The sequence below is a fragment of the Cellulosimicrobium sp. NPDC057127 genome, assembly GCF_042670945.1.
In the GTDB taxonomy this organism is placed as follows: Bacteria; Actinomycetota; Actinomycetes; order Actinomycetales; family Cellulomonadaceae; genus Cellulosimicrobium.
This window is the reverse complement of the sequence record NZ_JBHUUP010000010.1, coordinates 1-21958: the sequence shown is the minus strand read 5'-3', so window position 1 is coordinate 21958 and position 21958 is coordinate 1. Positions and strand designations below refer to the sequence as shown.

Genomic DNA, 21958 nt, shown 5'->3' with positions numbered 1-21958 from the left:
TCAGGCCCCCTCGTAGTCGAAGTCGGCGAAGACGACACCCTTGTCGGTGCCGGACGACTCCGTGAACTCGGGGTACGGCAGGTCGGGCAGCACCTCGAACTGCCAGGCGCCCTCCCACGCGTCGAGCACGCCGGACTGGCACGCGTACACGTCCACGGTGTACCGCCCGGGCTTGAGCCACAGGTCGCGCACCACGAGCCGGCCCTTCTGGTGCTGCTCGGGGTCGAACCACTTGCCGACGAGCCGTGAGTCGCACTGCGCGATGACGGTGCCCTGGTCGTTGTTGACGTGCATCGACACGAAGTAGGTGCCGACGAGGTGCTTGCTGGGCGGCGCCTCGAACTCGACCACGAGGTCCTGGGACGACTTGACGAACTCGTCGTCCATGCGGACCGAGGACAGGCGCAGGTCCCCGTTGCCCGGGCGCTTCGCGGGGTCGGACTGCGCCGCCGCGAAGCTCTCGAAGCTGTCCCGGTAGGCCTGGAGCGTGCCCTCGACGGAGCCCGAGTACGTGAGCGTGCCCCGGTCGAGCAGCACCGCCGACGTGCACAGCGCCTGGACGGTCTGGAGCTGGTGGCTGACGTAGAGCACGGTGCGCCCGCCCGCCGCGGCCTCGCGCATCTTCTGGATCGAGCGGCGCTGGAACTCGGCGTCGCCCACGGCGAGCACCTCGTCGATCGCGAGGATCTCGGTGTCGAGGTGCGCCGCGACGGAGAACGCGAGGCGCACGTACATGCCCGACGAGTACCGCTTCACGGGCGTCGCGAGGAACTTCTCGATGCCGGAGAACTCGACGATCTCGTCGTAGCGGCGGTTGATCTCCTTGCGCGTCATCCCGAGGATCGCGCCGTTGAGGTAGATGTTCTCCTTGCCGGTGAGCTCGGGGTGGAACCCCGTGCCCACCTCGAGGAGCGACCCGACGCGGCCGTTCAGCTCGATCCGTCCGCGCGAGGGCGCCGTGACGCGCGTGAGGATCTTCAGCAGGGTCGACTTGCCGGCGCCGTTGCGCCCGACGATGCCGAGCGCCTCGCCCTGCGGCACCTCGAACGAGACGTCGTCGAGGGCGTCGAACAGCGTGTACTTCTGCTTGCCGGTCGACCGGACCCACTGGATCGCCGCCGCGGCCGCGGTGGACGGGCGCTCGCCGAACGCACCGAGCCGGTACGTCTTGCCCAGCCCGGCGACGCGGATGGCGGGGTCGCTCGTCGTCGCCTGCACACGTGAAAGATAGTCGCTGCTGGACACCCGTCCACGAGGTTGGTCGGGTGAATCGCGCGCGGCACGCCGTAGGGCCGGGTGAAAGTCGGCGCGGGGTCTGCAGGCCGCGGCCCGGCCGGTCCTACGATCGGCGGAGCGGCCCTGGCGGCCGGTCCTCCACGGACGTGGGAGCGGCGATGGCGGCGGACGAGAACACGCAGGTCTCGGACCACGGGACGCCGTCGCGGCGCCGCACGGCGCTCCTCGCCGGCGGCACGGCCGCGGGGGTCGTGGCGCTCGTCGCGGGGACCGCGCTCCTCGGCGGCGGTGGCACGCCGGGCGGAGGCGGTGACGCGTCGTCGGGCGACGCCCCGGTGGTCGCGCCGGTCGACCGCGAGGGGCCCGCTCCGGTGTGCGGCTTCGCGCGGCTCGAGCAGGTCACCGAGGACGGGGTCGACCCCGCGGAGCTCGGCGGGATCCGGACCGTCGTGGACGACGTGACGACCCTCGAGGACGGCGAGCTCCTCACGTTCCGCGTCCAGGACGGCAGCGCCTGGGTGCTCGAGTGGGACCGCGAGGCGACGTACACGGTCACGCGCTACGACCTCGCGACCGGTGACGTCCGCGCGACCACGCCGGTCGAGCTGGCGTGGGACGGCGCGAGCGAGACGTTCAGCACCGACACGTTCGAGGTCGCCGCCGACGGCGACGTGTTCCTGCTCGACACCCTCATGCAGCGCCGGGACGTGCTGCGGGTCGCGCCCGACGGCACCACGGTGTGGTCGACGACGATCCCCGGGAACGAGCACACCGCGGGCGGCCTGCTCGACCTGTACGGCACGGTGCGCTGGCAGACCGGGTCGGGCGACGTCGTCGGCGTCCAGGAGGCCGGAGAGGTGCTGCACCGCCTCTCCGGCGACGGCGAGCTCCTCGACACCGTCCCGTTCGAGGGCGGCGTGCTCGCCCAGCTCCCGGACGGCCGCGCGCTCGTGGCGACGGACGAGCGCGACGGCGACACGCGCTCGGTGGACCTCGTCGCCGTCGACGCGGGTCTCGAGCGCGGGCTGCACGTCGGGGCGAGCTGGCAGCGCGGGCGCCCGTTCGCCGTGCCGCGCGTGCCGTGGGTCGACGCGGCCACGGGCATGACGACGGGGCCGGGCGGGGACGGGCTCCTCGTCGCGGAGGAGGCCCTGGGCCTGCGGTGGTACGGCGACGACGGCGTGTTCCGCGGCGTCTGGCCCGACACGCACAAGGACCTCGAGCAGCCCTTCGCGCTGTGGGAGCGCACGCCGGTGCTGCGCGACGGCACCGACGGCGACGCGCCGTACTACGCGCTCACGCACGGCGAGGAGGGCGGGTTCTCGATCACCGAGATCACCGCGGACCGCATGGCGTACCAGCTCGGCGCGCCCGTCAAGCTCAACGCCGCGAACGAGGAGCTGTTCGGCGGCCTCGGCCTGGGCGCCGGGCTGCTCACCGACCGGCCCTACGGCGTCTTCCCCGACGGTGTCGAGCCCCGCGTCGTCGCGACGTTCGACGACGCGTGGGGTGATCTCGTGGGCACGTACCGGCTCCGGTACGAGGTGCGCGGGGACCCGCGCGTGTGGGACCCCGTGGTGGGCGAGGAGCGGGTCGTCGACCTCCCCGCGGAGGGCGGCGAGATCGCGCTTGAGCTGCCGCCCACCCGCCCCGGCGTCTACGAGGTGGACGCGGCGCTCGTCGAGACCGCGACGGGCGAGGCGGTCTCCGGCACGTGCCTGCGGTACACCGTCGCCGCGCCCGGGAGCGCGCTCGACCCGGCGCAGCTCGCGGACGGGGCCGACTGGGGCGGTGCGGGCCCGCTGCGCGGGGTCCAGCTCGCCGCCCAGCTCGGCGTCGGCAGCCACCGCACCCAGCTCGACTTCGGCGCCCTCGTGTCCGACCCGACCGGTGACCCGGACCCCGACGGCATCGTGTGGGACGCGCTGCCGAACGCGGCGTTCGAGCCCGAGGTGGAGGAGGGCGAGGAGCCCGAGGAGGTCGACCCGTTCACCGAGCTCGTCACGGCCGCCGAGCTCGCCGACGAGACCGGCACGGTGCTCGCGCTCCAGCTCGGGTCCGGCGGCGAGGCCGAGCGCGCGGCGGTCGACGCCGGGACCTGGGAGGGGTGGGCGCGCCTGATCGTCGCCGAGATCCACGAGCGAGCCCCGCAGCTCCGGTACTGGCAGCCCTGGAACGAGCCGAACAACACCGGCTTCGACGGCGCGGCGTACGAGGAGGAGGTCGGCGCCCCGTTCGCCGCCGCCGCGCGCGCCGCCCACCCGGACGTGGTCGTCGTGGGCGGCAACACGCTGGGGATCGACCCGGGATGGTGGGAGCGGCTCGTCGAGGCGGGCGGCTGTGACTCGCTCGACGTCGTGGGCATCCACCCGTACACCGGGTTCAACCGGTCGTGGGAGGAGGAGGGGTTCTCCGCGGACGGCGCGGAGCTCGACCGGCTCCGCGAGGTCGTCGCCCCGTGCGGGGACGTCCCGCTGTGGGACACGGAGACCGGGTGGTGGTCCGACGGCGTCGCGAACTTCTGGGCCGGCGGCTCGGACGTCGCGCGCAAGCTCCTCTGGTACGGCGTCGAGGGCGTCGACGAGTGGACGTACTTCTTCTCCGAGGGCGGCTTCGGCGAGGCGGGCAACTCGTGGTCGCTGCTCCAGTTCGGGCAGTACGTCAAGCCCGCCGGGGCGGCCTTCGCGGCCACCGCGCCGGTGCTCGCCGGGTACGACGGCTTCACGCCCGTCGGGACGGGCACGCCCGGCGTGCACGCGGTGCGCGCGACCGGCGTCGGCGGCGCGCTCGGCGGGCGCTCCGTCCTCGCCGTGTGGAGCGAGGACCTGACGACGACGGTCCGCCTGACCCCCGGCGGGGCACCGGTTACGGCGACGGCCCGCGACCCCTACGGCGCCGAGCGCACCCTCGCCGTCCCGACCGAGGGCGTGGAGGTGCCCGTGACCGGCGCGCCCGTGCTGCTGCTCCTGCCCGCCGGCGCGAGCGTCGACGTCGCACCGGTCGAGGCGTTCGGCGAGGACGTGCTCGAGGGCCGGCCCGTGACCGCGACGTCGACGCACGAGGACGCGAACGACCCGGACGTCGTCACGTCCGGCACCTTCGCGGTGCGCGAGCCGTGGCGCTCGGGCCGCCTCGCGGACGGCGGCGTGGACGAGAGCCCGGGCGTGGAGATCACGACCGACGGGCCTCGGACGATCGACCGGGTCGCCGTCGCGACCGCGGGCATCCGGTGCTGCACCTCGGGCCTGCGGGACTACACGGTCTCCGTGCGCACGCCCGACGGCGCGTGGCAGGACGTCGCGACGCAGGCCGACCAGTTCTTCGACCGCGTCGCGCTCTTCCGCTTCGACCCCGTCGAGGTCACCGCGGTGCGCGTGCGCGTCCCGATGACGACCGAGCGCGACGTGCCCGTCCTCGCCGCGAACTACACCGGCATCGTCGGCGGGCTCCACCCCGACTTCATCCCGCTCGCGACGGAGAGCGACTGGATCGCGACCATCAGCGCGGTGCGGGCGTGGGGGCCCGCCGGGTGACCGGCGGTGACCGTCGGGTGCCGGACGGGTCAGCGTGCCGCGACCGCGCGCCACACCTCGGCGTGCACGGCGGCGCTGCGCTCCCACGTGAACGTCGCCGCCCGGGCGCGGCCCCGGGCGACCGTCGCGGCGACGTCGGCGTCGTCGCCGGTCGCCCACAGCAGCCCCTCGGCGATGCTCGCGCCGTCCGGCTCGACCAGGACGCCGCCGTCGCCCACGACCTCCGGCAGCGAGCTCGTGCGCGCGGCGACGACGGGCACGCCCGCGGCCATGGCCTCGAGCGCCGGCAGGCCGAATCCTTCGTAACGCGACGGGACGACGACCGCCGCGGCACCGGCCACGAGCCCCGGCATGAGCTCCGCCGGCAGCCGGCCGACGAGGCGCGTCCCCGGCAGGTCGGCGAACAGGCCGGTGCGGCGCGGGTGCTCCGGGCCGCTCATGACGAGCGTGAGGTCCGGGCGCGCCGAGCGGACCGCGCGCCACGCGACCGCGAGCTCGTCGAGGTTCTTGCGCTGCGACGCCCCGCCGGCGTGCAGCACGTACGGGCCGTCCACCCCGAGGGCGGCGAGGCGCTCGCGGTCGAGGGGCTGCGCGTCGTGGTAGACCGGGTCGACGCCGTTGTAGGCGACGACAGGGCGCTCGGTGAGGCCGAGCACCTCCGCGGCCTCGTCGGCGCTGAACTCCGAGACGCACACCACCGCGGCGGCGCGGCGCACCTCCTCGGCGGCGGCGCGCACGGGCGCGGACTCGTCGGCGTAGCGCCAGGACACGACGTCCTGCACGGCGACGACGTCTCGCGTGGGGTGCGGCGGCAGGTCGAGGCCCACGCGGTGCACCACGGCGTCGCGCGGGTAGACGGCACGCCCCGTGGCGCGGCGCACAGCCGGCCCCGCCCCCGACAGGCGGCCGAGCGGCAGCCGGTGCGTCCCGGGCAGCGGTGAGCGCAGGGACCGCACGACGGCACGGTCGACCGACCAGCGGTCCGCGGCGGAGCCGGAGCCGTCGGCCAGCGCGCCCGCGGCGCGCGCCGCGACCTCCTCCTGGTACACCTGCGCCCCCATGGGGACCTCGACCGCGACGGTCGCGACGACGAGCTGCGGCATCGGGTCCGGACCCCCTCGGGACGGCGGCACCGGCCGGCGGGCCGGTCGGTAGAGTGGCGCCCACTCTAGTGGCGGGCCGACCGGCGAGGTCGCCCCGGGGCGGGTGATCATCGGTGCGCGGCGGGCGGTGGACGTCCGGCACGACGGAGCGGTCCGGCGCGGCCGCAGGGACGGGGGAGTCGCATGACCGCTCGACGCGTGGCGCTCGTCGCGAGCTCCTTCCACCCGCACACCGGCGGCGTCGAGTCGCACGTGCGGCACGTCGCCCGCGTGCTCGCCGCCCGCGGCACGGCCGTCGAGGTCTGGACCGTCGACCGCGGCGAGCACCTCGGCACGCGCCGGGTGGACGGCGTGCTCGTGCGCTACCTGCCGTGCCCGCAGCCGTCGAGCCGGGCCGGCGACATCGCGCGGTTCGGGCTCGCCGCGCCCGGCGCGGCGCTGGCCTGGGGGCGTGCGCACGCGGCGTTCCGGCCCGACGTGCTGCACGTCCAGTGCTTCGGCCCCAACGGTGCGTACGCGCTCGCGCTGCGCACGCTGACGCGCACCCCGCTGGTCGTCAGCTCGCACGGCGAGACGTTCGCCGACGACTTCGCCGTGTTCGAGCACTCGCGGATCCTGGGCGCCGCGCTGCGGCGGTCGGTCGACGTCGCGTCGGCCGTCACCGGGTGCTCGCGCGTCGTCACCGACGACCTCGTCCGGTTCGGGGCCGAGAGGGCGGTGGTCGTGCCCAACGGGGTCGAGCTCGACGGGCTGTCCGGGGGGCAGCCCGGGGGGCAGGGCGGAGAGCAGGGCGCGGCGTCGTCGGCTCCGGAGCCCGCCGCGCGCCGGAGCGCCGACGGCGGTCTCCCGGTCGTGCTGGCGGTGGGGCGCATCGAGCACGTCAAGGGGTTCGACCTCCTCGTGGACGCGTTCGCGTCCTCGGCGCTGCGGGACCGCGCCCGGCTCGTCGTGGTCGGGGACGGTGGCGAGGCGGCCGCGCTGCGGCGGCGCGTGGCGACGCAGGGCCTCGAGGGCCGCGTCGAGCTGCCCGGCCGGCTCGAGCCCGCCGAGGTGGCGGCCCGCATGGCCGCGGCCGACGTCGTCGTGGTGCCGTCGCGCGCCGACGCCGCGCCGCTCGTCGTGCTCGAGGGGTGGCGCTCCGGCCGGCCCGTGGTCGCGACGACGCGCGGCGGCCCGCCCGAGATCGTCACGGACGGGGTGGACGGGGTGCTCGTCGACCCGCAGGACACCCCGGCGCTCGCCCACGCCGTCCTCGGGCTGCTCGACGACCCGCAGCGCGCGGACCGCATCGGCGCGGCCGGCCGGCGCCGGGTCGAGGACTTCACGTGGGAGCGCGTCGTCGACCGGTACGAGGAGCTGTACGCGACGGTCCGGCCTACCGCGGGGCGGTGACCTCCGCGCCGCGCGCCGGCACGTCGAGCGCCCACGACACCGCGACGGCGGCGGTCGCGGCGACGAGGAGGGAGCCGACGACGTCGCTCGGCCGGTGCGCGTAGGTCACGACCGAGGCGAGCGCGGCGACCGCCGTCGTCGCGAGGCCCGTCCACCCGGCCGCGCCGCGGGACGCGGGCCAGGGCCACAGGAGCCACACGGCGACGCACAGGCCGCCGACCACGGCGACGTGGCCGCTCGGGAACGTCTGGTGCGCGTAGCCGAAGCCCCCGAGGTCGGGGCGCACCAGCACCTCGCGCAGCCCGACCGCGAGACCCGCCGTCCCGGCGGCGACGAGGACCGCGGCCGCGAGGGCGCGCCATCGCCGACGGGCCAGCGCGACGATCCCGAGGAGCGCGGCGGCGGCCGCTCCCGCGACGGGAAGCCCCCGGCGCAGCGCCCCGGCGAGGTCGCCCGCGGTGTCGTGCCACGGCGCGAGCGTACGGAAGGCACCGGCGTCGGCGGCCTGGCCGGCGGCCGTGAGGTGCGACGCCGCCCACAGCGCCACGAACGCGGCCACGAGGAGCGCGAGCAGGGCCGCGTGCGCGGATGGCCGGCGCAGGCCGCGCCCACCGCGGGAGGCGCGCCACCGCGAGAAGGAGGGCACCGTCCGAGCATGGCGAGCCGGGGGCGCGGTGTCACCAGGGTGCGGACCGTCGGAGCGGGTGAAACCGCGGCGGTCGCGTGTCGGATCCCCGGCGTACCCTGGGAGCCGTCGTTCAGCGCGACCACCCCGGACCAGCCGCCGACCCGGTCGGCACGTCGGCCCGGGCCGTCGGTGCTGCCCCGGCGCCCGTCGTCACGCACCCGCGCCCGCCCCCCGGAAGGACCTCGCGCCCCATGAACCTCACCGGCATCCTGCCCGCGCTGCTCGCGGACCCGGCCGCGGCCGCCGTCGTGGAGCACGTGCGGGCCCGCGGCGACGCGGACGTGGTCGGGCCTGCCGGCGTCCGCCCGCCGCTGCTCGCCGCGATGGCGGGCGCCCGTGCCACCGGTCCGGTGGACGAGGACTCCGCGGCGGGCGACGTGCTCGCCCGTGCCGCCGCGGGCTCGCGGCCGCTCGTCGTGGTCACGGCCACGGGCCGGGACGCCGACGAGCTCGCGGCGAGCGTGCGCGCCTACCTGCCCGACGAGCTCGCCGACCTCGTCGCCGTCCTGCCCAGCTGGGAGACGCTGCCGCACGAGCGCCTGAGCCCGCGCGCCGACACCGTCGCTCGGCGCATCGCCGTCTTCCGCCGTCTCGCGCACCCGGACCCGGAGATCGGTCCGTCGGGTCCCGTGCGCGTGCTCGTCATGCCGGTCCGCGCGCTGCTCCAGCCCGTCGTCGACGGGCTGGGCGAGCTCGTGCCGGTCGAGCTGCACGCGGGCAGCACCGCCGACATGACGGAGACGGCGGAGCGGCTGGCGAACGCCGCCTACACCCGCGTCGACATGGTGGAGCGGCGCGGCGAGTTCGCCGTGCGCGGGGGCATCCTCGACGTCTTCCCCCCGACGGAGGACCACCCGCTCCGCGTGGAGTTCTGGGGCGACGAGGTCTCCGAGGTCCGCTGGTTCGCCGTCGCCGACCAGCGCAGCCTCGAGATCGCCGAGCACGGCCTGTGGGCGCCGCCGTGCCGCGAGATCCTGCTCACCGAGCCGGTGCGCGAGCGCGCGGCCGCGCTCGTCCAGGACCTGCCCGGCGCCGCGGAGATGCTCGACAAGCTCGCGGCGGGCGTCGCGGTCGAGGGCATGGAGTCCCTCGCGCCGGTCCTCGTGGACCGCATGGTGCCCGTGCTCGAGCTCGTGCCCGAGGACGCGCTGCTCGTCGTCGACGACGCCGAGCGCGTGCGCCGCCGCGCGCACGACCTCGTGGCCACGACCGAGGAGTTCCTCGCCGCGGCGTGGACGGGCGCCGTGGCCGGTGGCGCGGCACCGATCGACCTGTCGTCGGCGTCGTTCGCGACGTTCGCGGAGGTGCGGGCCGTCGCCCGACGCCGCGGTCTGGGCTGGTGGACGCTGTCGTCGTTCGCGCTGGACAACCCCGAGCTCGACGACGCGCCCGCCGACGCGCGGGAGAGCGCGTCCGGCGTCCCCACGTTCACGATCGGGGCGCGCGAGGTCGAGTCCTACCGCGGGGACGTCTCGCGCGCGCTCGACGACGTGCGGAACCTCCAGCACGCCGGCTGGCGGCTCGTGCTCACGACCGAGGGCCACGGGCCGGCGAAGCGCATGGTCGAGCAGCTCGGCGCGGCCGACACCCCGGCGCGCCTCGTCCCGCGCCTCGACGACGAGCCCGAGGGCGGGATCGTCCTCGTCACCCCGGCGATGGTGGGCAAGGGGTTCGTCGCCCCCGAGCTGCGCCTCGCCGTCTTCTCCGAGGCCGACCTCACGGGCCGGGCCGGGACGAGCACGCGCGACATGCGCAAGATGCCGTCGCGGCGACGCAACGTCGTCGACCCGCTCCAGCTCAAGGCGGGCGACTTCGTCGTGCACGAGCAGCACGGCGTCGGGCGGTTCGTCGAGCTCGTGCAGCGCACGCTCGGCACGGGCGGCAACGCGGCGACGCGCGAGTACCTCGTCATCGAGTACGCGTCGAGCAAGCGCGGTCAGCCGGGGGACCGGCTCTTCGTGCCCATGGACCAGCTCGACCAGGTCACCAAGTACACCGGCGGCGAGTCCCCGAGCGTCAACAAGATGGGCGGCGCGGACTGGGCGAAGACGAAGTCGCGCGCGCGCAAGCACGTCCGCGAGATCGCGAGCGAGCTCATCCGCCTCTACAGCGCGCGCATGGCGACGCAGGGGCACGCGTTCGGGCCCGACTCGCCCTGGCAGCGCGAGCTCGAGGACGCGTTCGCCTACGTCGAGACGCCCGACCAGCTCGCGACCATCGACGAGGTCAAGGCCGACATGGAGAAGACCGTCCCGATGGACCGGCTCGTGTGCGGCGACGTCGGCTACGGCAAGACGGAGATCGCCATCCGCGCGGCGTTCAAGGCGGTGCAGGACGGCAAGCAGGTCGCCGTGCTCGTGCCGACGACGCTGCTCGTCCAGCAGCACCTCGAGACGTTCACGGAGCGGTACGCGGGGTTCCCCGTGACGGTCCGGGCGCTGTCGCGGTTCCAGACGGAGAAGGAGTCCGAGGCCGTCGTCGACGGGCTGCGCACCGGCGCGGTCGACGTCGTCATCGGCACGCACCGCCTCATCACGGGCAACGTGCGGTTCAAGGACCTCGGGCTCGTGATCATCGACGAGGAGCAGCGGTTCGGCGTCGAGCACAAGGAGACGCTCAAGCAGCTGCGCACCAACGTGGACGTGCTCGCCATGTCCGCGACCCCGATCCCGCGCACGCTCGAGATGGCGGTCACGGGCATCCGCGAGATGTCGACGCTCGCGACCCCGCCCGAGGAGCGCCACCCCGTCCTCACGTACGTGGGCGCGTACGAGGAGAAGCAGATCTCCGCCGCGGTCCGGCGCGAGCTCCTGCGCGAGGGCCAGGTCTTCTACGTGCACAACAAGGTCGAGACCATCGAGCGGCAGGCGGCGCGCCTGCGCGAGCTCGTCCCCGAGGCCCGGGTCGGCGTCGCGCACGGCAAGATGAACGAGCACCAGCTCGACGAGGTGATCCGCGCGTTCTGGGAGAAGGAGCTCGACGTCCTCGTCTGCACGACGATCATCGAGACGGGGCTCGACATCTCGAACGCGAACACGCTGATCCTCGAGCGTGCCGACATGCTCGGCCTGTCGCAGCTCCACCAGCTGCGCGGCCGCGTGGGCCGTGGGCGAGAGCGCGCGTACGCCTACTTCCTCTACCCGCCGGAGCGCCCGCTCACGGAGACCGCGCACGACCGCCTCGCGACGATCGCCGCGCACACCGACCTGGGCGCGGGCATGCAGGTCGCGATGAAGGACCTCGAGATCCGCGGCGCCGGCAACCTGCTGGGCGGCGAGCAGTCCGGGCACATCGCGGGCGTCGGGTTCGACCTGTACGTGCGCATGGTGGGGGAGGCCGTCGCGAACTTCCGCGGCGACGGCGACGAGGAGCAGCCGGAGATCTCCATCGAGCTGCCGGTGGACGCCCACCTGCCCGAGTCCTACATCGCGACCGAGCGGCTGCGGCTCGAGGCCTACAAGAAGATCGCGGCGGCGGACGACGCGCCCGCGCTCGCCGAGGTGCGGGCCGAGCTGACGGACCGGTACGGGGCGCTGCCCGAGGTCGCGTCGGCGCTGTTCGACGTCGCGGACTTCCGCAACCACGCGCGCCGCGCGGGCCTCGCCGACGTCACCGCGCAGGGCAAGTTCGTGCGGTTCGCCCCGGTGGACCTGCCCGAGTCGGCGCAGCTGCGGCTCAAGCGGCTGTACCCGGGCACGCTCCTCAAGCCGGCGATCCGCGCGGTCCTCGTGCCGTTCCCGACGACGGCGCGCATCGGCGGCCGGCCGCTGCGCGGCTCCGAGGTGCTCGACTGGGCCCGCCAGCTCATCGACGCCGTGATCCTCGGCGAGGTGAGCGCCGCGGCGTCCGTGGGCACCTCGGCGGGGGCGCGCTGACCGGCCGCGCCGGCTGTTTGACACGGTCACGCGGGCTCACGTAGCCATGCTGGGTGTGCCGGACCCTCCCGCCTGCGGCGGAGGGAACCGGCGGCGAGAGTGACACGACCACGAACCCGGGATCGCCCGGGAGACGGGAAGCGACATGACCGCGACCATCCAGACGACGACGGACGCCTATCCGACGAGGCTCGCGCAGCCGGGCGCCATGATCCCCCGCGAGCACCCGACGGTGTGGGGAGGGCCCGACGACGGGCCGTTCGACGCCGCCGCCCTCGAGGCCCACGCGGAGCGCGGGTTCACGATCCTCGAGGACTTCATCACGCCCGACGAGGTCACCGCGTACACGGCCGAGCTCGACCGGCTCGCGTCCGACCCCGACCTGCACGGTGACGTGCGGGTCATCACCGAGAAGACGTCGGGCGAGGTGCGCTCCGTGTTCGACGTGACGGAGCTCAGCTCCGCCATCGACGCGCTGAGCCGGGACCCGCGGCTGCTCGGCCGGGCGCGCCAGCTCCTGGGCTCGGACGTGTACCTGCACCAGACGCGCGTGAACTACATGCCGGGCTACAAGGGCACGGGGTTCTACTGGCACTCCGACTTCGAGACGTGGCACGCGGAGGACGGCATGCCGGCCCCGCGCGCCGTGAGCTGCTCGATCGCGCTGACACCGAACTACCCGTACAACGGCGGCCTCATGGTGATGCCGGGCTCGCACCGCACCTTCGTGCCGTGCGTGGGCGAGACGCCGGAGAACTACCACGAGGCCTCGCTCAAGGAGCAGCGCATCGGCGTGCCGTCCGAGGACGCCATCACCGAGATGGCGCACCGGCACGGGATCGACCAGTTCACCGGCGACGCCGGGTCCGCCCTGTGGTTCGACTGCAACATCATGCACGGCTCGGGCAGCAACATCACGCCGTTCCCGCGCTCGAACATCTTCCTGGTGTTCAACAGCGTCGAGAACGCGCTCACCGACCCGTTCGCGGCACCTGCGCCGCGCCCGGCCCACATCGGCCGACGGGACACGACGCCGCTCGCCTGACCGGCAGCGTCCCCGCGACGGCGGGACCGGCCACGAGCCGGGCCCGCCGCCGTGCGGCCGCCGTCAGCGAGACCTGCACGGCTCCCACGACCCCGACGGCCACCTTCTGGCCACGGCTGAGGTCCTTCCAGCGTCGGTGCGTGCTCATGGTCGTCCCCTCCTGCCGTGCTGCGGTCCGGACGACCGCGGTCGTTGCGCACGAGACTACGTCCGGCACCCGCCAGCCGCGCGGGACGGGTCGTCGCCGTCCCGCGCCGCCGTCCCGCGCCGCCGTGCAACGCGGCGCACCCGCGGCGCACGTCGTCGCGCGCGGCGTCCGTCCCTACGATGGGGCGATGAGCGCGCCCGAGCCCAGCACCACCGTGCCGACGACCGACGCGCTGCGTGACGCGGTGGACGTGATGGACCGCCTGTACTCGCCGGGCGGGTGCCCCTGGGACCGCGAGCAGACGCACGCCTCGCTCGTGCAGTACCTCCTCGAGGAGGCGCACGAGCTCGCGGAGGCGATCGAGACCGGCGACCGCGCCGGGATGCGCGAGGAGCTCGGCGACCTGCTGCTGCAGGTCCTGTTCCACGCCCGTATCGCGTCCGAGGAGCCGGAGCCGTTCACCGTCGACGACGTCGCGGCCGACCTCGTGGCGAAGCTGGTCCGCCGCCACCCGCACGTCTTCGCGGAGGGCGTCCCGGGGCACGGGGCCGGCACGGCGACCGACCTGCACGCCCAGTGGGACGCGATCAAGAAGGCGGAGAAGCGGCGGTCGTCGGTGCTGGAGGGGATCTCGCACACGCAGGGCGCGCTCGCACGGGCGCAGAAGGTGCTCTCGCGCTCCGAGCGCGGCGGCCTCGGCGACGTCGCGCGCGGCACCGTCCCCGTGTCGTCGGACGAGGCCGCTCCGGCCGACCGGCTCGGGCGCGAGCTGTTCGACGTCGTCGTGCGGGCCCAGGCGGCGGGTGTGGACGCCGAGGCGGCGCTGCGCGCGGAGCTGCGCCTCGTGGAGGCCGGCATCGTCGAGGCGGAGCGCGTCGGTACCTACGACGGCGCACGGGCGGACGGGGCGGTCGCCGACGCCTGATCGGGCCCCGGGACGTTGGTCCTCCGCTCGGCCGCGGACGTCACCGCGGCGAGCCCGAGTGGCGGACGCAGCGGCGCGGGTCACGTCCGGGCACTAGGCTGGAGCGGTAAACCCACCACCGTCGCCGGCGCGCACGCGGCGCCCGGGTTCCCGTGCCCGGGTCGGCCGCGACGCAGCGCGGGCGAGCCCTGCCTGAAGGAGCACCTGTGGCCAGCATCGAAGCCGTTGGAGCGCGCGAGATCCTCGACTCCCGTGGAAACCCGACCGTGGAGGTCGAGGTCGTCCTGGACGACGGGACGTTCGCCCGCGCCGCCGTGCCGTCGGGCGCGTCGACGGGTGCGTTCGAGGCCGTCGAGCGTCGCGACGGCGACAAGTCCCGCTACCTGGGCAAGGGCGTCGAGGGCGCGGTCAACGCCGTCATCGACGACATCGCCCCGGAGCTCATCGGGTTCGAGGCCGAGGACCAGCGCCTCATCGATGCCGCCCTCATCGACCTCGACGGCACGCCGAACAAGGGCAAGCTGGGCGCGAACGCGATCCTCGGCGTCTCGCTCGCCGTGGCCAAGGCGGCGGCGAAGTCGGCCGGCCTCGACCTGTACCGCTACGTCGGCGGCCCGAACGCGCACGTCCTGCCCGTGCCGATGATGAACATCCTCAACGGCGGGTCGCACGCCGACTCGAACGTCGACATCCAGGAGTTCATGGTCGCCCCGATCGGCGCGTCCTCCTTCCGCGAGGCGCTGCGCACCGGCGCCGAGGTCTACCACTCGCTCAAGTCGGTGCTCAAGGAGAAGGGCCTCGCGACGGGTCTCGGCGACGAGGGCGGCTTCGCGCCGAACCTGTCGAGCAACCGCGAGGCGCTCGACCTCATCCTCGTCGCGATCGAGAAGGCCGGGTTCGCGCCGGGCACCGACGTCACGCTCGCGCTCGACGTCGCCTCGACCGAGTTCTTCTCCGACGGCGCGTACCAGTTCGAGGGCGGCGCGAAGTCGCCGGCCGAGATGATCGAGTACTACGCGCAGCTCGTGCGCGACTACCCGCTGGTCTCCATCGAGGACCCGCTGTCCGAGGACGAGTGGGACTCGTGGTCCCAGCTCGTCGCCGAGGTGGGCGACAAGGTGCAGATCGTCGGCGACGACCTGTTCGTCACCAACCCGGAGCGCCTCGCCAAGGGCATCGAGCTCAAGGCCGCGAACTCCCTGCTCGTGAAGCTCAACCAGATCGGCTCCCTCACGGAGACGCTCGACGCCGTCGAGCTCGCGCAGCGCAACGGCTTCACCGCCATGGTGTCGCACCGTTCGGGCGAGACCGAGGACACGACGATCGCCGACCTGTCCGTCGCGACGAACGCGGGCCAGATCAAGACCGGTGCCCCCGCCCGTGGCGAGCGCATCAACAAGTACAACCAGCTGCTGCGCATCGAGGAGGCGCTGGACGACGCCGCGCGCTACGCCGGCCGTGGCGCGTTCCCGCGCTGGACGCCGCAGGCCTGACGCCGCACCCGTCGCACGCCGGAGGCCCGGCGGACCTACCGGGACCGCCGGGCCTCCGGCGTCCCGGACGGTGAAGAGTTCGTGTCGATCGACCGTCCACCGGTGCGTCCCCGCGCGTGCTGACGGCGCGCGCAGGCGTCGGACGGCACAATCGGGGGCATGCCGTCCTCGCGCCGCCCCCCGAGCCCTGGCGCGTCCGCGCGACCCGTGCGCGGTCGCGGCACCCGCACGGCGACGGGGTCGTCGTCGGGCGGCCCCCCGCGCTCGTCGGCATCCGCGTCCCCGACGACCTCCACGTCCTCGGCACGCCGCCCCGCTCCGCGACGTCCGACGGGCCCAGCGCCCGAGGACCGGCGCCGCAGCCGCTACGGCTTCCTGCTGCCCGAGGTGGTCACGGTCCGCACGCTCGTGCTGTCCGTCGTCGTGCTGCTCGCGCTGGTGCTCGTCCTGCCCACGGTCCGGGCGTACGTGAACCAGGCGGACGAGCTGCAGGCCCTGCGCACGGACCTGTCCGACGCGCAGGCGGAGCGCGACGAGCTCGAGGCCGAGCTCGCGCGCTGGGACGACCGCGCGTACGTCGAGCGTCAGGCGCGCGACCGGCTCAACTTCGTCATGCCGGGCGAGCGACCGTGGCGTGTGCTCGACCCGGAGACGGTCGTCGACGACGTCGACCCGCAGACCGGACGGACGATCTCCGACGGGCCGGTCCAGGGCTACGAGGACGGCACCCCGTGGTATCAGGCGGTGTGGGAGTCGGTGCAGGTCGCGAGCAGGCAGTCCGGGTCGACGGGTACGACCGGTGCTCCGACCGGGGAGAATGGGTGACGCGGCCCGCGCGCCGCACGCCCCGACCGAGCCACCCCGAGGACCTCCTGTGACCGACGCCCGACTGGCCATCCCCGCCGACGACCCCGCGGCGGAGGTGTCCGCGCACGACCTCGAGGTCCTCGCCGAGCAGCTCGGCCGGACACCGCGCGGCGTCGTCGGCATCGCGGCGCGCTGCGCGTGCGGCCGCCCGCTCGTCGTGCGCACCGCGCCCCGGCTGGACGACGGCACGCCGTTCCCGACGACGTTCTACCTGACCCACCCGGGGGCCGTCGCGGCCGCGTCGACGCTCGAGGCGAACGGCGTGATGAAGGAGATGACGGACCGCCTTGCCGAGGACGCCGGCCTCGCGGAGGCGTACCGCGGGGCGCACGAGCACTACCTCGCGCAGCGCGAGGCGCTCGGCCACGTCGACGAGATCGACGGCATCTCCGCGGGCGGCATGCCCGCGCGGGTCAAGTGCCTGCACGTGCTCGTCGGCCACGCGCTCGCCGCCGGGCCGGGCGTGAACCCGCTCGGCGACGAGGCCCTGGAGCGGGTGCGCGACGTCTGGCGCCCCGACCGCTGCACCTGCTGAGACCGCCGAGGCAGAGGCCGGCGGTACGTCTCAGGCGTCCTCGCGCCGCGCTTCCTCGACGAGGCGGTCGGGAAGCACCCGGGGACCGGCCTCCGCCGGGCGCGGGCGGTCCTGGGGGTGGGCGCGCGCGGCGAGCAGCGCCACGTCGTCCTCGCCGTCGTGCACGAGCTCGGCGATGAGGCGGTCGCACAGGTCCTCGAGACCCAGGCCCGCGAGCCGCTCGGCCGTGGCGCGCAGGCGCTCGAGACCGGCGTGCAGCGACTCGCCGCGCCGCTCGACGAGGCCGTCGGTGTACAGCACGACGGTCGCACCGGGCGCGAGGACCGCCGTGTGGTCGTGGCGCTCGTCGTGCACGCGCAGGCCGAGCGGCAGGTTCGTCGAGCGGTGGAGCAGCTCGGCGCTCCCGTCCGGGTGCAGGAGCAGCGGGGGCAGGTGGCCGGCGCTCGACCAGCGCAGCAGGCGCAGGCCCTGCTCGGCCAGCTCCGGGGACTGCTCCACCTTGGCGAGCACGCCCGTGCTGATCGCGCCGACCCCGAGGTCGTGCATGGCCCAGTCGAGCGACTCGAAGATCGCGGCGGGGGAGCGGACGACGGCGTGAGCGCCGCCGCGCAGGACGTTGCGCACCTGCGCCATGGAGACGGCCGCGCGCAGGTCGTGCCCCGTCACGTCGCCGATGACGAGGCACGTGCTCCCGTCGCGCACGAGGAACGCGTCGTACCAGTCGCCGCCGATCTGCGTGCCGGTGGCCGCGGGGACGTAGCGTGCGACGAGGTGCAGGTGGTCCGGCTCCGGCAGCGCCGTGAGGAGGCTGCGCTGCAGCTCCTCGGCCAGGGTGCGCTGGGCCGCGTGCAGGTGCGCGTTGTCCAGCGCGAGCCCGATCTGCGCCATGACGTCGCGCAGCGCGTGGAGGTCGGCCTCGGCGAAGCGGCCGCGCTCGGCGCGGCGCGCGAGCGTGACCAGTCCGCGGGTGTGGCCGCGGCCGCGCAGCGGGAGCACCGCCATGGCGTACGGGTCGAGGGTGGCGAGCAGGTCGTGCGCGGGGCCCTCCTCCACGAGGTCGCCGGGGCGTGGCGTGCCGGTGCGCAGCGCGTGCGGTGCTCCGGCCACCGTCTGCGCGATGAGCGAGGTGGGCACGAGGGCGGGCACGCGCACCCGCGCGTACGCGTCGAGCACGGGCTGCATCGTCGGGTCGGAGTGCAGCGAGGCCACGTCGCGCAGGCGCTGCTGCCACCCGCCGGCGCCCTCGTCGAGGACGCTCGCGATCGCGAAGTCGGCGACGGAGGGGACCAGGTGAGGCAGGACGGCCTCGAGCGCCCTGACGGGGTCGAGCGACTCCGCCAGTTCCGCGGCCACGGAGGCGAGGAGCTGCGAGCGGGCCCGGGCCTCCTGGGCGAGCTCGAGCGCGCGGCGCCGCTCCGTCACGTCGGTGAAGTAGGCCGCGACACCGCCGCGCTCCGGCACGGCGCGCACCTCGTACCAGGCGTCGAGCGGGGCCGGGTAGTAGGCGTCGAAGACGATCGGTGCGCCCGTCCGGGCGACGGCGCGGTAGGACTCCTCGAAGGCCGTCCCGACGCTCGCCGGGAAGAGCTCCCACACGCTGCCTCCGACGAGGCGCTCGCGCGTGCTCTGGAGGATGCGCTCCGCCTCCGGGTTGACGTACCCGAACCGCCACTCGGGATCGAGCCAGAAGTAGCCGACGGTCATGTCGTCGAGGATCCGCCGGACGCGCTCCTCGCCCACGCGCAGCACCGTCGTGTCCGTCGCGACGCCGACGAGCTGCTCGGCGACCCCCGACGGCCCGCCGAGCGCCCGTCCGCGCGCGGTCAGCCAGCGCAGCGTGCCGTCCTGCCGCACGACGCGGAACTCGGCCTCGTAGACGCCGCACGTCGCGATCGCCTCGTCGAGCGCCACCGTGACCGGGCCGAGGTCGTCGGGGTGCAGACGGGCGTTGAACGCGTCGATCGTGCCGCCGAAGGACGCCTCGTCGTACCCGAAGACCTCGAGGAGTGCGGCGTCCCAGTGCAGGGCGCCGGTCGACAGGTCCCACTGGAAGGTGCCCAGACCCGCCGCCTGGGCGGCCGCGTCGAGCAGCTCGAGCCGCTCGGCACGGGTCGCGTCGACGTCCGGCACGACGTCCGGCACGGCGTCCGCCCCGCGCGTGGTGACGGCACGGTCGGGGCCGTCGTCGGGTGCGGGCGCGCCGCGCACCGGCTTCCCGCCGCTGCCCGCCGGATGCTGCATGTGCGTGTCTCCTCCGCCGAGCGTGTGAGCGTTCCGGGGCACATCATCCCCTGCCGACGCCGCTGCGCGTGCACCGGGCTCCGTCCGGACCGTGTCGGCGCGCCGCGCGAGGCCCTGGCGGGGTGGCACCCTGGTCGCATGACACCTGGGTCCACCTCGCCGTCCGCCGCGCCCGCCACCGTGCCCGACGCAGACCGTCCCGCCGGGTCGACCCCCGCGCGCGTCGCGGCCGTCGACTGCGGCACGAACTCGATCCGCCTGCTGGTCGCCGACGTGGACCCGGCGACGGGGACGATGGTCGAGCTCGACCGTCGCATGGAGGTCGTCCGGCTCGGCCAGGGGGTGGACCGCACGGGACGCCTCGCGCCGGAGGCGCTCGAGCGGACGCTCGACGCGGCGCGTCGCTACGCACGCGTCGTCGACGACCTCGGCGCGACGCGCACGCGGTTCGTCGCGACCTCGGCGACGCGGGACGCGCAGAACCGCGACGACTTCGTGCGGGGCGTCCTCGACGCGCTCGGGGTCGAGCCGGAGGTCGTCTCCGGCGAGGAGGAGGCGGCGCTGTCGTTCCGGGGCGCGACGTCGACGGTGGCCCAGGTGCGGCCAGGGCCCTACGTCGTCGTGGACCTCGGCGGAGGGTCGACCGAGCTCGTGCACGGCACGACGACGCCGGACGCGGCGTTCTCCATGGACGTGGGCTGCGTGCGCATGACCGAGCGGCACCTGCGCAGCGACCCGCCGACCGCGGACGAGGAGGCCGCGGCGCGCGCCGACGTCCGCGCGGCGCTCGACGAGGCGGCCCGGGTCGTGCCGCTCGGAGAGGCCGCCACGCTCGTCGGGCTGGCCGGCTCGGTGACGACCGTCACGGCGCACGCGCTGCGGCTCGCCGTCTACGACCGGGACCGGATCGACCGCGCCGTGCTGCCCGTCGACGACGTCCTCGCCGCGTGCGACGACCTGCTGCGCCGCACCCGCGACGAGCGCGCGGCCCTGGGCTTCATGCACCCCGGGCGGGTCGACGTCATCGGCGCCGGCGCGCTCGTGTGGTCGGAGGTGGTGCGCCGGGTGCGCGACGACGTCGCCGCCGCGGGCGGGACCCTGACCGAGGTCGTGACCAGCGAGCACGACATCCTCGACGGCATCGCGTGGTCGATCGCCTGACGGGCGTGCGCGGGATCACGCCCGGTTGACGGACGCCCCGACGTGCCAGGGCCGCGAGCGGTAATACTCTGGAACCATGCCTCAGAATGACCTGACCTCGGTCGACCGCGCCCAGGACGCACCGGAGGTGACCTCGGCCGCGACCCAGGTGGCCTCGTCGCCCACCACGGCGACCGCGGTCGCCCCGCAGGCCGCCTCGCCGCGGCCGCGCAAGGTGCCGCGCGTCGTCGTGCTCGGCGGTGGCTCCGTCGGCCTGTACGCCGCCCGTCGCCTGCGCAAGAAGCTCGGGCGCCGCGAGGCGGCCATCGTGGTCGTCGACCCGCGCCCGTACATGACCTACGCGCCGTTCCTCCCCGAGGCGGCGGCCGGGTCCATCGACGCGCGCGACGTCGTCGCGCCGCACCGGCGTGCGCTCAAGGGCATCGACGTCCTGCAGGGCAAGGTCGTCGGCATCGACCACGGCGACCGCACCGTGACCATCCGCCCCGAGGAGGGCGACGACTACTCGGTCACCTACGACCACCTCATCGTGGGCCTCGGCTCGGTCTCGCGCACGCTCCCCATCCCGGGCCTCGCGGAGAACGCGATCGGCTTCAAGAACGTGGAGGAGGCCATCGCGGTCCGCAACCACGTGATCAACCGCATGGACGTCGCGTCCTCCACGTGGGACGCGGAGCTCCGTCGTCGCATGCTGACGTTCACGTTCGTCGGCGGCGGCTTCGCCGGCGTCGAGGCGCTCGCGGAGATCGAGGACATGGCCCGTCACGCGACGCGCAACTACGCGACGATCGAGGAGAAGGACCTCCGCTTCGTCATGATCGAGGGCGCCGGGCGCATCCTGCCCGAGCTGAGCGAGCCGATGGCCGAGTGGGCCCTCGAGGAGCTGAAGAAGCGCGGCATCGAGTTCCACCTCAACACGTTCCTGTCCTCGTGCGAGAACGGGCACGTCGTCACGTCGACCGGCGTCGAGTTCGACTCCGAGACGATCGTGTGGACCGCCGGCGTCAAGGCGAACCCGGTCCTCAAGGAGGACTCCGACCTCCCGGTCGACAAGTTGGGCCGCGTGACGGTCCGACCGACCCTCCAGGTCGAGGACGCCGACGGCAACCTCGTGCCCAACGCGTGGGCCGCGGGCGACTGCGCCGCGGTGCCGGACGTGCTGAACCCGGGCAAGTTCTGCCCGCCGAACGCGCAGCACGCGATCCGCGAGGCCACGCGCCTGGCGGACAACCTCGCGCTCGAGCTGCACGGCGAGGCGCCCGTCGAGTACCGCCACAAGAACGTCGGCACGGTCGCGTCCCTCGGCCTGTACAAGGGTGTCGCGGAGCTGTTCGGCGTGTTCAAGCTGCGCGGCACGCTCGCGTGGCTCATGCACCGCGGCTACCACGTCATGGCGATGCCGACCGGCAACCGCAAGATCCGCATCTTCGTCGGGTGGATGGGGCAGTTCCTCATGGGCCGCGAGCTCGTCTCGCTCGGCTCGCTCCACGACCCGCGCGCCGAGTTCCGCGCCGCGTCGGTGCCCCCGAAGAAGGACGGCGCGGTGAAGCAGACCGCGCAGGGTTCCGCCGCCGCGGCCCAGTCGGGTGACGGCGAGCCGACGGTCGACGCCGACGAGCGGACCCCGGCCAGCCAGGCTTCCTGACCCGCGGCGGGCCACCCGCCGCTGCACGACCGCCCGACGACGAGGGGCGAGCCGACCGGTCGGCTCGCCCC

14 protein-coding genes are annotated in these 21958 nt (G+C 74.9%); 10 read left to right on the top strand and 4 right to left on the bottom strand.

The features are described 5' to 3' along the window. Window positions 1-1245, bottom strand: a complete 1245-nt coding sequence (locus ACFTZA_RS11205; RefSeq protein ID WP_378194309.1) for an ABC transporter ATP-binding protein — start codon at window positions 1243-1245, stop codon at window positions 1-3. Window positions 1246-1394: 149 nt separating this feature from the next. Here ACFTZA_RS11205 and ACFTZA_RS11200 point away from each other — a divergent pair, with 149 nt between their 5' ends. Further along, the gene (locus ACFTZA_RS11200; RefSeq protein ID WP_378194306.1) at window positions 1395-4769 is read left to right on the top strand and encodes a hypothetical protein; all 3375 of its coding nucleotides are present in this window, start codon (window positions 1395-1397) and stop codon (window positions 4767-4769) included. A gap of 29 nt (window positions 4770-4798) precedes the next feature. Here the strand turns inward: ACFTZA_RS11200 and ACFTZA_RS11195 are convergent, their stop codons facing one another. Continuing rightward, window positions 4799-5872, bottom strand: a complete 1074-nt coding sequence (locus ACFTZA_RS11195; protein ID WP_378194303.1) for a glycosyltransferase — start codon at window positions 5870-5872, stop codon at window positions 4799-4801. Between the two features lie 183 nt (window positions 5873-6055). On the opposite strand from ACFTZA_RS11195, the gene ACFTZA_RS11190 reads away from it, so the two are divergent. Then, entirely contained in the window at window positions 6056-7264 is a 1209-nt protein-coding gene (locus ACFTZA_RS11190; RefSeq protein WP_378194300.1) for a glycosyltransferase family 4 protein, read from the top strand. Here the strand turns inward: ACFTZA_RS11190 and ACFTZA_RS11185 are convergent. Beyond that, window positions 7248-7910, bottom strand: a complete 663-nt coding sequence (locus ACFTZA_RS11185) for a phosphatase PAP2 family protein (RefSeq protein WP_378194297.1) — start codon at window positions 7908-7910, stop codon at window positions 7248-7250. The genes ACFTZA_RS11190 and ACFTZA_RS11185 overlap by 17 nt on opposite strands. A 233-nt stretch (window positions 7911-8143) precedes the next feature. On the opposite strand from ACFTZA_RS11185, the gene mfd reads away from it, so the two are divergent. From mfd to ACFTZA_RS11155, 6 genes are all read left to right on the top strand, one after another. After that, complete coding sequence (gene mfd / locus ACFTZA_RS11180) at window positions 8144-11827, top strand: transcription-repair coupling factor (protein WP_378194294.1); 3684 nt, start codon at window positions 8144-8146, stop codon at window positions 11825-11827. Between the two features lie 145 nt (window positions 11828-11972). Next, complete coding sequence (gene thpD / locus ACFTZA_RS11175) at window positions 11973-12872, top strand: ectoine hydroxylase (RefSeq protein ID WP_378194291.1); 900 nt, start codon at window positions 11973-11975, stop codon at window positions 12870-12872. A 335-nt stretch (window positions 12873-13207) separates the two neighbouring features. Continuing rightward, window positions 13208-13945 (top strand): MazG family protein, encoded by a 738-nt coding sequence (locus ACFTZA_RS11170; RefSeq protein WP_378194288.1) that lies wholly within the window; start codon window positions 13208-13210, stop codon window positions 13943-13945. A 206-nt stretch (window positions 13946-14151) separates the two neighbouring features. Further along, window positions 14152-15438, top strand: coding sequence for a phosphopyruvate hydratase (gene eno, locus ACFTZA_RS11165; RefSeq protein ID WP_378194285.1), 1287 nt, complete (start codon window positions 14152-14154; stop codon window positions 15436-15438). Window positions 15439-15597: 159 nt separating this feature from the next. Continuing rightward, the gene (locus ACFTZA_RS11160; protein WP_378194282.1) at window positions 15598-16263 is read left to right on the top strand and encodes a septum formation initiator family protein; all 666 of its coding nucleotides are present in this window, start codon (window positions 15598-15600) and stop codon (window positions 16261-16263) included. Window positions 16264-16312: 49 nt separating this feature from the next. Continuing rightward, on the top strand, window positions 16313-16840 hold the full coding sequence (locus ACFTZA_RS11155; protein ID WP_378194279.1) for a DUF501 domain-containing protein: 528 nt from the start codon (window positions 16313-16315) through the stop codon (window positions 16838-16840). A gap of 30 nt (window positions 16841-16870) precedes the next feature. On the opposite strand, the gene ACFTZA_RS11150 is transcribed toward ACFTZA_RS11155, so the two are convergent. Then, on the bottom strand, window positions 16871-19081 hold the full coding sequence (locus tag ACFTZA_RS11150) for a SpoIIE family protein phosphatase (RefSeq protein ID WP_378194277.1): 2211 nt from the start codon (window positions 19079-19081) through the stop codon (window positions 16871-16873). A gap of 138 nt (window positions 19082-19219) precedes the next feature. Between ACFTZA_RS11150 and ACFTZA_RS11145 the strand changes: the two genes are divergently transcribed. Both ACFTZA_RS11145 and ACFTZA_RS11140 read left to right on the top strand, forming a co-directional pair. Continuing rightward, window positions 19220-20242 carry an exopolyphosphatase gene (locus ACFTZA_RS11145; protein ID WP_378194274.1) on the top strand — a complete coding sequence of 341 codons (1023 nt, stop codon included), beginning with the start codon at window positions 19220-19222 and terminating at the stop codon, window positions 20240-20242. A 76-nt stretch (window positions 20243-20318) separates the two neighbouring features. Continuing rightward, on the top strand, window positions 20319-21887 hold the full coding sequence (locus tag ACFTZA_RS11140) for an NAD(P)/FAD-dependent oxidoreductase (RefSeq protein ID WP_378194271.1): 1569 nt from the start codon (window positions 20319-20321) through the stop codon (window positions 21885-21887). Window positions 21888-21958 lie beyond the last annotated feature (71 nt).